Below are 11,896 nucleotides of genomic sequence, written 5' to 3'. Positions count from 1 at the left end.
CCTTCAAACTCAAGATTTCAATGCTTCGGCAAGTTTCGCGATTTTGCCGCGAATCGAGCCATCGATAACCAGGTCGCCGGCGCGGATGACAACGCCCCCAATAAGGGATTTGTCTTCCTCGACTTGCAGGCGCACTTCCCGGTTGAGTCGTGCACTGAGAACCTTGGCGAGTTTGTCTTGCTGTTCTTGGTTCAATGCAAAAGCACTGGTCACTTCTACGTCTACCGATTTCTCTTGTTCGGCCTTGTACAGGTCAAACAGAGCGGCGATCTCCGGCAACAGCAGGAGACGTTCGTTTTCGGCAACGACGTTGATGAAGTTCTGTGCCTTGGCATCAAACTTGTCGCCGCACACGTCAATGAACGTGGCGGCCTTTTCTGCGCTCGTCAGTCGCGGGGCCTTGAGCACGCGCTGCATGGTGTCGTCTTGCGACACCGCTGCTGCCAGGCCGAGCATGGCTGACCAATTGGCCAGTTGCTGGTGGGCCTGAGCGTGCTCGAAGGCCGCCTTAGCGTAAGGTCGGGCCAACGTGGTCAGTTCTGCCATGATCGCCCTCGCTTAGATTTCAGCAGCCAGTTGGTTAACCAGCTCTGCGTGCGCGTTTTGATCGATTGTGGCACCCAGGATCTTCGCAGCACCGCCAACGGCCAGGCTACCCACTTGGGCGCGCAGCGCGTCTTTGACGCTATTCAGTTCCTGTTCGATCTCGGCCTGAGCCTGAGCCTTCACACGGTCAGCTTCGACGCGAGCCTGTTCACGGGCTTCGTCGACAATCTGGGTACCGCGTTTCTTGGCTTGCTCGATGATTTCAGCTGCCTGAGCTTTCGCTTCGCGCAGTTGATGACCCGCTTTCTCTTGGGCCAACTCCAGGTCGCGAGCTGCTCGGCTGGCAGCGTCCAGACCATCAGCGATCTTCTTTTGACGTTCGTGCAGAGCCGCGATGACCGGAGGCCATACGAACTTCATGCAGAACAATACAAAAATCAGGAACGCAACGGACTGGCCAATCAGGGTCGCATTAATGTTCACGCCAACACCTCGCAGTTACGTTGTCCATCACACCAAATTACCCGGAAGATCCGAGTAATCAGCCAGCGATCTGACCAACGAACGGGTTCGCAAAGGTGAAGAACAGAGCGATACCAACACCGATCATGGTTACGGCGTCGAGCAGACCGGCAACGATGAACATTTTAACTTGCAGCATTGGAACCATTTCTGGCTGACGCGCTGCGCCTTCCAGGAACTTGCCGCCCAGCAGGCCGAAACCAATTGCGGTACCCAGTGCGCCCAGGCCGATCAACAGTGCAACAGCGATAGCGGTTAGACCAACTACAGTTTCCATCTTTCCTCCCGACTTTTACGTCGTATGGTTTAGGTTTTTTAGATTAAAGCGGTAAAACAAATCGTTTCAGATGCCCCGTGAGGAGCCCCTTCCCGTTTTACCGGGAAGGACATCAGACTAGTCGAGACTGGCCTTAATGGTTTTCTTCGTGTGCCATCGACAGGTAGACGATGGTCAGCATCATGAAGATGAACGCCTGCAGGGTGATGATCAGGATGTGGAACACAGCCCACGCCCACTGCAGAACAACGCCCAGGCCACTAAGCCAGAGCAGACCGCTGCCGAACATCACAGCAATCAGAATGAACACCAGCTCGCCGGCATACATGTTGCCGAACAGACGCAGAGCCAGGGAGATCGGCTTGGCGATCAGGGTCACGAATTCCAGCAGGAAGTTCACCGGGATCAGCAGGGCCTGAACGAAGATGTTCTTGCTGCCGAACGGGTGCAGGGTCAGCTCGCCGATAAAGCCGCCGAGGCCCTTGACCTTGATGCTGTAGAAAATGATCAGTGCGAAAACCGAGAACGCCATGCCCAGGGTCGCGTTCGGGTCGGTAGTCGACACGGCGCGGAACGGGATGTGTGCATCGCCGGAGATCAGGATGGCCAGCTGAGGAATCCAGTCGACCGGTACCAGGTCGACGGCGTTCATCAGGAACACCCAGACGAAGATGGTCAGTGCCAGCGGTGCAATCACCGGGCTACGGCCATGGAAGCTGTCTTTCACGCTTCCATCGACGAATTCGACCAAAACTTCAACGAAGTTCTGCAAAGCACCTGGCTGACCGGACGTCGCCTTCTTTGCCGCCATGCGGAAAAGAAGAACGAAGATCAGACCCAATGCGACCGACCAGCCGAGCGTATCGACGTGGAAAGCCCAGAAGCCCATTTCTTTGGCTTCTGCTGCGGTGTGGGCAAAGCCCCAGCCGCCGGTAGGGTGCTGACCGAAGGTCAGGTTCTGCAAGTGGTGCTGGATATAGCCCGAAGCGGTTGTTTCTGCCATGGTTGCCTCAAACGCCCTAAGGTCTCGAAAGTCTTGTTCTCATCAGCAGGGGAGCGAACCAGCTGACCGACTGAGTCAGCACGAAGGCACCGAATACTGCTATCGGCGCCAGTGGCTTCACACCTGCAAACACCAGTGCAAACAGCACTGCCGTCAAAATCAGTTTCCCCGCCTCGCCGGCATAAAACGACCGGACGATGGACTGGGCTGCTCGGGCGCCGGAAAACCGAAATGCCCTGTGAGCGAAATAAATATTGGGCAGCAAGGCTATCAGGCCTCCGCAAAGTCCCGAGTATCCGGCAACGACTCCGTGCCATTGCCAGAGCGCCAAAGCGGCAATGAGCAAGACAACGAACTGAGCCATTAACACCGGAAAAACCGCCAGGCGATGGAAAGGCAAGCGGTTTGGCGTGCGGGTTTCCATCACTATTGCTCTCCAATGGTCGGCTGCCGAAATTCAATAACTTGGCATAATTTGTGCCGACAAAATGCGCGCAGAGTATAGGGGCGGTTCTGCCCCTATTCAACTGTCAGGTAGTGATTTCCGACTGCGCGCTACATGAGGAAATGTTTCAGCGGATATGTGCAAGCACGCCTTGAAGCTCATCCAGTGAGTTATAACCGATCACCAACTGTCCCTTTCCCTTCTTGCCGTGGCGAATCTGCACCGCAGAGCCTAGGCGCTCGGCCAGGCGCTGTTCCAGACGAGCGATATCCGGGTCCGGTTTTGCCGGTTCCACAGGCTCAGGTTTACCACTCAACCACTGGCGAACCAGTGCTTCAGTTTGGCGCACAGTCAGTCCGCGTGCGACAACATGTCGCGCCCCTTCGACCTGTTGATTATCCGGCAGACCGAGCAAAGCACGGGCATGCCCCATTTCCAGGTCGCCATGGGACAACATGGTCTTGATGACTTCCGGCAGCGAGATCAGGCGCAACAGGTTGGCCACGGTCACCCGCGACTTGCCCACAGCTTCGGCCACTTGTTGCTGGGTCAGCTGAAATTCCTGCTGCAAACGCTGCAACGCCACCGCTTCCTCGATCGGGTTGAGGTCTTCGCGCTGAATGTTCTCGATCAGTGCAATGGCAATGGCGGTTTCATCCGGCACATCGCGGACCATGGCCGGAATGGTTTCCTGCCCGGCCTGCTGACTGGCGCGCCAGCGGCGCTCACCGGCAATGATTTCAAAGCGGCCACCGCCGATTGGACGAACCACGATCGGTTGCATCACGCCCTGGGCCTTGATCGACAGCGCCAACTCTTCGAGGGCCTGAGGATCCATATCGCGACGCGGCTGGTATTTGCCGCGCTGGAGCAGGTCCAGCGGCAAGTGTTGCAGCTCACGGTGATCGGCTTGCGCCGCTTGTTCTTCCAGCGAGCTGACGGTCGGACCACTCAGCAGTGCATCCAGTCCACGTCCGAGACCTCGTTTCTTGACGGCCATGGGGATTCCTTAAGTTGCCTGAGCGGCGGCAATGCGTGAGTTTTTGCGCTGACGACGAACCATTTCGCCCGCCAGCGCCAGATAGGCAACAGCGCCGCGCGATGCTTTGTCGTACGCCAACGCCGGCATGCCGTAGCTTGGCGCTTCGGCCAGACGGATGTTGCGTGGAATGACCGTGTCGTAAAGCTGATCGCCGAAATGTTCCTTGAGCTGCGCCGAGACATCGTTCATCAGGCTCAGGCGCGGGTCGTACATGGTCCGCAACAAGCCCTCGATCTTGAGGTTCGGGTTCAGCAACTCAGCGATACGCTTGATGTTATCCACAAGGTCACTCAGACCTTCGAGTGCAAAGTACTCGCACTGCATGGGGATAATTACGCCATCGGCGGCCACCAGTGCGTTCAACGTCAGCATCGACAATGACGGCGGGCAGTCGATCAAAATGTAGTCGTAGTTTTCACGGATCGGCGCCAGCGCACTGCGCAGACGGCTTTCCTTCATCTGCATTTCCAGCAGAACCACTTCCGCGGCCGTCAGGTCACGGTTGGCCGGCAACAACTGGTAACCACCATGTTCGGAGTAGTGCATGGCTTGGGCCAGGTCGCATTCACCGATCAACAGATCGTAGACCGAGTTTTCCAGGCCGTGTTTATCCACACCGCTACCCATGGTGGCGTTGCCCTGTGGATCGAGATCGATCAACAACACCCGGCGCTTGGTGGCGACGAGGGATGCTGCGAGGTTGATGCAGGTGGTGGTCTTGCCCACACCACCTTTCTGGTTCGCTATCGCGAATACCTTAGCCATTCTTGCTTGTGTTCCCAATCATGCCGTGCGGCGCAGTATCAGCAGATGGCGTTGGCCTTGGCAACCGGGTACGGCCAGGGCGTGTTCGCTATCGAGGTGGAAGTCTGCCGGCAATGCTACCAGCTCATCGGCGGGATGAACGCCCTTCATTGCCAGCCAGCGTGTATCGGTATCGCCCAAGTGGCGAGTCCAGTTGGTGAAGTTCTCCATGCTGCTGAAGGCCCGGGAGATGATCCCGTTGAAAGGCTGCGCAGGCTGGAAAGCTTCAACACGACTGTGGATAACTTGCAGGTTATCCAGTTTGAGTTCGAGTTTGACCTGGGTCAGGAAGCGGGTTTTCTTGCCGTTGCTGTCCAGGCAGGTCACTTGCGACTCCGGAAACAGGATGGCCAGCGGAATACCCGGCATGCCGCCGCCGCTGCCGACATCCAGCCAGCGTCCATTTTCGATGAACGACATCACACTCAGGCTATCGAGCAAATGCCGAGAGACCATTTCATCGGGATCACGCACGGCAGTCAGGTTGTAGGCCTTGTTCCATTTGATCAACAGGGCCAAGTAACCCAGCAGCTGCGCATGCTGGGATTCTGTCAGCGTGACACCAAGCTGGCGGGCACCTGTGGATAACTCTTCTGCGTGTTGCGAAGTGACCAACGAACTCAAGCGCTTTGCTCCAACTGACGGCCCGCGCCGCGTTTTTTCAAATGAATCATCAACAGCGAAATGGCTGCCGGCGTGACACCCGGGATGCGCGACGCCTGGCCCAATGTCTCTGGACGGGTCGCACCGAGCTTGCTCTGGATCTCTTTGGAGAGACCGGAAATGTTGGTGTAATCGATATCAACAGGCAATTTCGTGTCTTCACTTGCGCGTAGACGAGCGATTTCATCCTGTTGACGATCGATGTAGCCGGCGTACTTGGTCTTGATTTCCACCTGTTCCGCGACTTGTGGATCTTCTGCGCCACCGCCAGTGACCGAGATCAGACCAGCGTAGTCGATTTCCGGACGGCTCAAGAGATTGAGCAGGTTGTATTCGTGAGTCAGCGGTGTGCCGAATTTTTCGGAAATCGCATCGCCTTGCTCGGTACCCGGGCGTACCCAAGTATTTTTCAGACGCTGTTCTTCCAGTTCGATGCTTTCGCGTTTTTTGCAGAAAGCCGCCCAACGCACGTCATCCACCAGACCCAGTTCGCGACCTTTTTCGGTCAAGCGCAGGTCGGCGTTATCTTCGCGCAGGATCAAACGGTATTCGGCACGGGACGTGAACATCCGGTACGGCTCTTGCGTACCCAAGGTAATCAGATCATCAACCAACACCCCGATATACGCTTCATCGCGACGCGGACACCAGGCGTCTTTGCCCTGCGCACGCAACGCGGCGTTGGTACCGGCCAACAAACCCTGGGCGCCGGCTTCTTCGTAACCGGTGGTGCCGTTGATTTGCCCGGCGAAGAACAGACCGCCGATGACTTTGGTTTCCAGACTGTATTTCAGGTCGCGGGGGTCGAAGTAGTCGTACTCGATGGCGTAGCCCGGACGCACGATGTGCGCGTTTTCCATGCCGCGGATCGATTGCACGATCTGCAATTGCACGTCGAACGGCAAGCTTGTGGATATCCCGTTCGGATACAACTCGTTTGTCGTCAGACCCTCCGGTTCGATGAAGACCTGGTGGCTTTCCTTGTCGGCAAAGCGGTGGATCTTGTCTTCGATCGACGGGCAGTAACGCGGGCCGATGCCTTCGATCTCACCGGCAGCCGAATACATCGGCGAACGGTCGAGGTTCGCGGCAATGATTTCGTGGGTGCGCGCATTCGTGTGGGTAATCCAGCAGCTCACTTGTCTCGGATGCTGCTCTTTGGAGCCCATGAACGACATGACCGGAATCGGCGTATCGCCCGCCTGCTCGGTCATCACCGAGAAATCCACAGAACGGGCGTCAATACGCGGCGGCGTACCGGTTTTCAAACGACCCACACGTAATGGCAGTTCACGCAGACGGTGAGCCAGTGCGATGGAGGGTGGATCACCGGCGCGACCACCGGAAAAGTTCTGCAAACCGATGTGGATAAGTCCACCGAGGAACGTGCCGGTGGTCAACACCACGGAGTCGGCGAGGAAACGCAGACCCATTTGCGTGACAACACCACGGACTTGTTCCTGCTCAACGATCAGATCATCAGCAGCTTGTTGAAATATCCACAGGTTCGGCTGGTTTTCCAGGCTTTCGCGGACAGCGGCCTTGTATAGAACCCGGTCTGCCTGCGCACGGGTTGCGCGCACCGCCGGACCTTTACGGCTGTTCAATACGCGAAACTGGATGCCGCCCTTATCGGTAGCCATGGCCATCGCACCGCCGAGGGCGTCGATTTCCTTGACCAAGTGGCTTTTGCCGATCCCGCCGATGGCCGGATTGCAACTCATGGCGCCGAGGGTTTCCACGTTATGCGTCAGCAACAGGGTTTTGACCCCCATACGTGCTGAGGCCAGTGCTGCCTCGGTACCGGCATGACCGCCGCCGATGACGATCACTTCAAAACGGGAAGGGAAATCCACCACGCACCTCGTGCCTGCTTAAGTAGGTAATTCAGGAATAGTTTGAGCTCAGGTTTTTGGACCTGGTCGACAAGTATAGGGACTTCGCCCTTCCTAAAGAACCCTTTGCACAAAATTTAACCAGCTGTGGAGAAGTCCGGGTTATAGAAATTAAAAAGAGAGAAATTTATTAAATCTTTGTTTTTATGTTTATTTCTACTGACCGACCTTTCTGTGGATAGATCTCTACAGGCCTTTATTTTCAATATGTACAGAGGTTCAAAACCCTGTGGTCATGTGCCAGGGAGGCCCTTGGATAACCGGTGTAAGCCTGTGGATTAAAGTACCTGTTATCCACAGATGGGTTTATCTTCAGTTTTCAGGCCCTGTTATCAACTGCCCTTAGCGACGGTTATTCACAGGGCTTAATCCACAGAAATCTGCCTCGATGGGCAAAACGCGGACACACAAACGCCGCTCAAGCAGAAGGAATTCGCTCAGCACTCGGTGATGTTCAGGAAAAAGAAACAACAGACAGGCACGGATGGCCTGTCTGTGGACAACAAAAGGGGTTATTTACCGATGCAGAAACTGGAAAAGATGCGACCCAACAGGTCATCGGAACTGAACGCGCCGGTGATTTCCCCGAGGGACTGCTGAGCCTGACGCAAATCTTCGGCGAGCAACTCGCCAGCACCCGCCAGTGTCAGCTGCGCGCGGCCGTGTTCGAGCGCGGCACTGGCATGACCCAACGCCTCAAGATGCCGTCTACGGGCACTGAAACTGCTTTCCGACGTCTGTTCATAACCCATGCAGGCCTTGAGGTGATCCCGTAGAAGATCCAGCCCTTCGCCGGCGGATTTCGCACTAAGACTGATGGTGACATGTCCATCCTCGCTGACCTCCAGTGCAATGGCTTCACCGGTCAGATCTGCCTTGTTGCGGATCAGCGTTACCTTCGCCGGGTCTGGACGGGTTTCGAGGAATTCTGGCCACAAAGCGAAGGGGTCAAGCGCTTCAGGAGCAGTGGCGTCCACGACCAACAGCACGCGATCGGCCTCGCCAATGGCTTTCAATGCGCGTTCGACGCCGATCTTTTCCACATGATCGTCGGTATCTCGCAAGCCCGCGGTGTCGACCACGTGCAGTGGCATGCCATCGATGTGGATATGTTCGCGAAGAACGTCTCGGGTAGTCCCGGCGATCTCGGTCACGATTGCGGCTTCGCGACCTGCCAGCGCATTGAGCAAGCTCGATTTGCCGGCGTTCGGGCGGCCGGCAATCACCACCGTCATGCCGTCGCGTAGCAATGCACCCTGCCCGGCCTCGCGCATCACGGTGGATAACTCGTCGCGGACTTTATCGAGCATGGTCAAGACATGGCCATCGGCGAGGAAGTCGATTTCCTCTTCCGGGAAGTCGATCGCGGCTTCGACATAAATCCGCAGACCGATCAGTTGTTCGGTGAGGTTATGCACACGGGTGGAAAATGCGCCTTGCAAAGAACGCAGGGCATTTCGGGCAGCCTGTGCCGAACTGGCTTCAATCAAGTCAGCGATGGCTTCGGCCTGCGCCAGGTCGAGTTTGTCGTTGAGGAATGCGCGCTCGCTGAATTCTCCTGGTCGGGCCAGTCGGCAGCCCAGTTCCAGGCAACGCTGGAGCAGCATATCCAGAACAATCGGCCCGCCATGTCCCTGCAGTTCCAGCACATCTTCACCCGTGAACGAATTCGGTCCCGGAAAATACAGGGCGATTCCCTGGTCCAGCACCTCTTCGTTTTCACTCAGAAACGGGCCGTAATGAGCGAATCGCGGTTTAAGATCGCGACCGCAGAAGGCTTTGGCAGCAGCTCCCGCCAACGGCCCGGAAATACGAACGATGCCAACCCCGCCGCGACCTTGAGCGGTGGCGACGGCGGCGATGGTTTCACGCGAAGCGCTCATAAACCGGTATCCAGACAAAAGTGACAGATAGCAAAACGCCCCACTAGGGGGCGTTTTGAGTGGTTATCCACAGAGTAAATTACGCCTCGGCTTTTTTGGTAGCCGCTTCGATCTTACGCGTGATGTACCACTGTTGTGCGATGGACAGCACGTTGTTCACAACCCAGTACAGCACCAGACCGGCCGGGAACCACAGGAAGAAGAAGGTGAAGATGATTGGCATCATTTTCATGACCTTCGCCTGCATCGGATCCGGAGGTGTCGGGTTCAGCTGCTGCTGGATGAACATGGTTGCACCCATGATGATCGGCAGAATGAAGAACGGATCCTTGATCGACAGGTCAGTAATCCACAGCATGAACGGCGCTTGGCGCATTTCAACGCTTTCCAGCAGAACCCAGTACAACGACAGGAAAACCGGCATCTGCACGAGGATTGGCAAGCAACCACCCAGCGGATTGATCTTCTCTTTCTTGTACAGCTCCATCATGGCTTGCGACATTTTCTGCCGGTCATCGCCATGTTGCTCTTTCAGGGCAGCCAGTTTCGGGGCCACTGCACGCATGCGCGCCATGGATTTGTAGCTGGCAGCCGACAGCGGGAAGAAAATCCCTTTGATCAGCATGGTCAGGAAGATGATCGACCAGCCCCAGTTACCCACAATGGCGTGAATGTGTTGCAGCAACCAGAAGATTGGTTGAGCGATGAACCACAGAATGCCGTAGTCCACTGTCAGTTCCAGACCTGGGGACAACTCTTTCAGAACAGCCTGGCTTTTCGGACCCGCGTACAGAATGGCACTGGTTTCAGCCTTGGCACCCGGTGCAACGGTCAGCGAAGGACCGGTGTAGCCGATGATGTAGTTGCCTTTGCTGTCTTTACGGGTCTGGACGATATTGTTTTCGCCCTTCGCCGGAATCCACGCCGTCACGAAGTAGTGTTGCAACCAGGCAACCCAACCACCGGTAACGGTTTCTTTCAGCTGCGCCTTGTCCATGTCCTTCATGGACACTTTCTTGTACGGCTCGGAACTTGTCCACAGGGCGGCGCCCAGGTAAGTGGCTGTGCCGGTCGCGGTGCTGGAAGAAGGATCGGAACTGGCATCACGCTTCAGTTGCGCGAACATCGCGCCGGACCAGGGCTGTGCGCTCTGGTTGTCGATCAGGTAGGAAACGGTTACGTCGTACAGGCCGCGTTTGAGGGTGAAACGCTTGATGTAGTTGACGCCGTCTTTGCTGAACTTCAGGTCCACGACCAATTGGTCCTGACCGTCAGCCAGTTGATAAATCTTCTTCTCGGCGGAGTACACGGGACGACCGGCAGGACTTGCGTCCGGGCCGTTGCTGCCAATCAGGCCACTTTGCGCCAGATAAGTCCGCTCGTTGCCGTTATCGAACAACTGGAAAGGGATTTCCGGATGGTCCTGGCGACGTGGATACAGCGGCAATTTCAGCTGGGCAACATCACCACCTTGTGGGTCGACTGCCAGATCGAGCACATCCGTTTTGATCTGGATGAGATCAGTACTGGCGGCTACCGGAGTTTCGGCAGGGGCGCTGGTATCGTTTGCGGCGTGTGGAATGTCGTCACTGACGGACGCTTTATTGCCAGTTGCCGTATCGGGGAGGCCCGGTGCGGTCGTACTGGAAGCAACATTCTGAGTCGGCAGGGCAGCCTGGCCATAGTCCTGGTTCCATTTAAGAACCATAACGTAGGACACGATTGCCAGGGCGACGATCAGGATCGTGCGTTTGATATCCATGATTACTCGGCCATCGAAGAAGAACGGGAGGTAGGGATAGGTGGAACCGGGTCATAACCACCGGGATTCCACGGATGACAGCGACCTAAACGACGAAAGGTCAGCCAGCCACCGCGAAGAAGGCCATGATTTTCAATGGCTTCTAACGCGTAGCAGGAACAACTGGGGTAGAAACGACAGTGACTGGCCATCAGGGGACTAATGGCATAGCGATAAAACTGGATCGGAACGAGTGCCAGTTTACGCATCTGGACTGTCTACCCCTACAGTTTCGGTTTTGACTGCTGGTACCGGCGTGCTACGTGCCAGACGTTTCCAGAGCTTGCCGAAATGCTGAATCAATTCGGGGTTTTCTACGTCACCCAAACCTTTGCGCGCGACGATAACGATGTCCCAGCCGACCAGTAAATCCTGGTTAAGGCGAAACGATTCGCGCATCAGACGTTTGAGGCGATTGCGCTCGACGGAGAGCTTTACGCTCTTTTTCCCGATAACCAGCCCGAGACGGGGGTGATCGAGATCGTTGTTGCGCGCAAGGAGCAGGAGATTTTTCCCCGGAACCTTGCCGGTAGGGGAGTCAAAGACTGCCTTGAAATGCCGGGGAGTAAGCAGACGCTTTTCCCGACTGAAGTCCTGACTCACCTCCAGTGCCGGATTATCAAACTGCCAGACGCGCACGACCTTTGGCGCGACGACGCGACAGGACGGCACGACCGTTCTTGGTAGCCATGCGAGCACGGAAACCGTGGGTACGAGCGCGTTTGATAGTGCTTGGTTGGAAAGTACGTTTCATTGTCGTGTTACCTGGTTCGTCCACAACGGGCCGGAATGGCCCCCGTTTTAAGAGACCGGGGATTCTAGAGAAAGCAAGCCTCTAGGTCAATTTCCAACCAGCGTTTCCTTATAAATAGATCTCGGCAGCTTTGGCCGGTACGAACTCACCGCTAAACATAAAAATAAAGAAGGAGAGTATTTAAAGCTTTTCTGTAAAGCTTATAAAAGCTTAGCAAGCGATTATCTGTGGATAACTACGTTCAACCCTTGTTATCCGTAA

General features: G+C 56.0%; 14 protein-coding genes. All 14 read right to left on the bottom strand.

All coding sequences use genetic code 11. The annotated features are described in order from the left end of the window. Nucleotides 1-9: 9 nt before the first annotated feature. The gene (locus BVK86_RS13820) at nt 10-546 is read right to left on the bottom strand and encodes a F0F1 ATP synthase subunit delta (RefSeq protein ID WP_060540275.1); all 537 of its coding nucleotides are present in this window, start codon (nt 544-546) and stop codon (nt 10-12) included. Nucleotides 547-558: 12 nt separating this feature from the next. Beyond that, nucleotides 559-1,029 (bottom strand): F0F1 ATP synthase subunit B, encoded by a 471-nt coding sequence (locus tag BVK86_RS13815; protein ID WP_075946954.1) that lies wholly within the window; start codon nt 1,027-1,029, stop codon nt 559-561. A 58-nt stretch (nt 1,030-1,087) separates the two neighbouring features. After that, nucleotides 1,088-1,345: a F0F1 ATP synthase subunit C gene (atpE, locus tag BVK86_RS13810; RefSeq protein ID WP_003097235.1), complete on the bottom strand. Its 258-nt coding sequence runs from the start codon at nt 1,343-1,345 to the stop codon at nt 1,088-1,090. Between the two features lie 133 nt (nt 1,346-1,478). Further along, on the bottom strand, nt 1,479-2,348 hold the full coding sequence (gene atpB, locus BVK86_RS13805; protein ID WP_015097443.1) for a F0F1 ATP synthase subunit A: 870 nt from the start codon (nt 2,346-2,348) through the stop codon (nt 1,479-1,481). A 16-nt stretch (nt 2,349-2,364) separates the two neighbouring features. After that, nucleotides 2,365-2,772, bottom strand: coding sequence for a F0F1 ATP synthase subunit I (locus BVK86_RS13800; RefSeq protein WP_075946953.1), 408 nt, complete (start codon nt 2,770-2,772; stop codon nt 2,365-2,367). A gap of 148 nt (nt 2,773-2,920) precedes the next feature. Beyond that, nucleotides 2,921-3,793, bottom strand: a complete 873-nt coding sequence (locus BVK86_RS13795) for a ParB/RepB/Spo0J family partition protein (RefSeq protein ID WP_075946952.1) — start codon at nt 3,791-3,793, stop codon at nt 2,921-2,923. Nucleotides 3,794-3,802: 9 nt separating this feature from the next. Next, nucleotides 3,803-4,600 carry a ParA family protein gene (locus tag BVK86_RS13790; RefSeq protein ID WP_075946951.1) on the bottom strand — a complete coding sequence of 266 codons (798 nt, stop codon included), beginning with the start codon at nt 4,598-4,600 and terminating at the stop codon, nt 3,803-3,805. An 18-nt stretch (nt 4,601-4,618) separates the two neighbouring features. Then, nucleotides 4,619-5,263 carry a 16S rRNA (guanine(527)-N(7))-methyltransferase RsmG gene (gene rsmG / locus BVK86_RS13785; protein WP_075946950.1) on the bottom strand — a complete coding sequence of 215 codons (645 nt, stop codon included), beginning with the start codon at nt 5,261-5,263 and terminating at the stop codon, nt 4,619-4,621. After that, nucleotides 5,260-7,158, bottom strand: coding sequence for a tRNA uridine-5-carboxymethylaminomethyl(34) synthesis enzyme MnmG (gene mnmG, locus BVK86_RS13780; RefSeq protein WP_075946949.1), 1,899 nt, complete (start codon nt 7,156-7,158; stop codon nt 5,260-5,262). The genes rsmG and mnmG overlap by 4 nt, the downstream gene beginning before the upstream one ends. Nucleotides 7,159-7,709: 551 nt before the next feature. After that, nucleotides 7,710-9,080, bottom strand: coding sequence for a tRNA uridine-5-carboxymethylaminomethyl(34) synthesis GTPase MnmE (gene mnmE / locus BVK86_RS13770; protein ID WP_075946948.1), 1,371 nt, complete (start codon nt 9,078-9,080; stop codon nt 7,710-7,712). Between the two features lie 79 nt (nt 9,081-9,159). After that, on the bottom strand, nt 9,160-10,842 hold the full coding sequence (gene yidC, locus BVK86_RS13765; protein WP_075946947.1) for a membrane protein insertase YidC: 1,683 nt from the start codon (nt 10,840-10,842) through the stop codon (nt 9,160-9,162). Nucleotides 10,843-10,844: 2 nt separating this feature from the next. Then, nucleotides 10,845-11,090 carry a membrane protein insertion efficiency factor YidD gene (gene yidD, locus BVK86_RS13760; RefSeq protein WP_010207715.1) on the bottom strand — a complete coding sequence of 82 codons (246 nt, stop codon included), beginning with the start codon at nt 11,088-11,090 and terminating at the stop codon, nt 10,845-10,847. After that, nucleotides 11,083-11,484 (bottom strand): ribonuclease P protein component, encoded by a 402-nt coding sequence (gene rnpA / locus BVK86_RS13755; RefSeq protein WP_197677877.1) that lies wholly within the window; start codon nt 11,482-11,484, stop codon nt 11,083-11,085. Before rnpA ends, yidD begins: the two co-directional genes overlap by 8 nt. Nucleotides 11,485-11,500: 16 nt before the next feature. Next, nucleotides 11,501-11,635: a 50S ribosomal protein L34 gene (gene rpmH, locus BVK86_RS13750; RefSeq protein ID WP_003213577.1), complete on the bottom strand. Its 135-nt coding sequence runs from the start codon at nt 11,633-11,635 to the stop codon at nt 11,501-11,503. Nucleotides 11,636-11,896: the final 261 nt, after the last annotated feature.

The organism is Pseudomonas reinekei, from assembly GCF_001945365.1.
Lineage (GTDB): Bacteria > Pseudomonadota > Gammaproteobacteria > Pseudomonadales > Pseudomonadaceae > Aquipseudomonas > Aquipseudomonas reinekei.
The sequence above is the reverse complement of the archived record's forward strand: the minus strand, read 5'-3'. Positions and strand labels throughout refer to the sequence as shown.

Excerpts from the sequence above, each read along its gene's own strand:
- rpmH (WP_003213577.1), bottom strand. The coding sequence starts at position 11,635 with ATGAAACGTACTTTCCAACCAAGCACTATCAAACGCGCTCGTACCCAC.
- atpB (WP_015097443.1), bottom strand. The coding sequence starts at position 2,348 with ATGGCAGAAACAACCGCTTCGGGCTATATCCAGCACCACTTGCAGAAC.
- BVK86_RS13790 (WP_075946951.1), bottom strand. The coding sequence starts at position 4,600 with ATGGCTAAGGTATTCGCGATAGCGAACCAGAAAGGTGGTGTGGGCAAG.
- BVK86_RS13800 (WP_075946953.1), bottom strand. The coding sequence starts at position 2,772 with ATGGAAACCCGCACGCCAAACCGCTTGCCTTTCCATCGCCTGGCGGTT.
- yidD (WP_010207715.1), bottom strand. The coding sequence starts at position 11,090 with ATGCGTAAACTGGCACTCGTTCCGATCCAGTTTTATCGCTATGCCATT.
- BVK86_RS13795 (WP_075946952.1), bottom strand. The coding sequence starts at position 3,793 with ATGGCCGTCAAGAAACGAGGTCTCGGACGTGGACTGGATGCACTGCTG.
- yidC (WP_075946947.1), bottom strand. The coding sequence starts at position 10,842 with ATGGATATCAAACGCACGATCCTGATCGTCGCCCTGGCAATCGTGTCC.
- atpE (WP_003097235.1), bottom strand. The coding sequence starts at position 1,345 with ATGGAAACTGTAGTTGGTCTAACCGCTATCGCTGTTGCACTGTTGATC.
- mnmE (WP_075946948.1), bottom strand. The coding sequence starts at position 9,080 with ATGAGCGCTTCGCGTGAAACCATCGCCGCCGTCGCCACCGCTCAAGGT.
- BVK86_RS13820 (WP_060540275.1), bottom strand. The coding sequence starts at position 546 with ATGGCAGAACTGACCACGTTGGCCCGACCTTACGCTAAGGCGGCCTTC.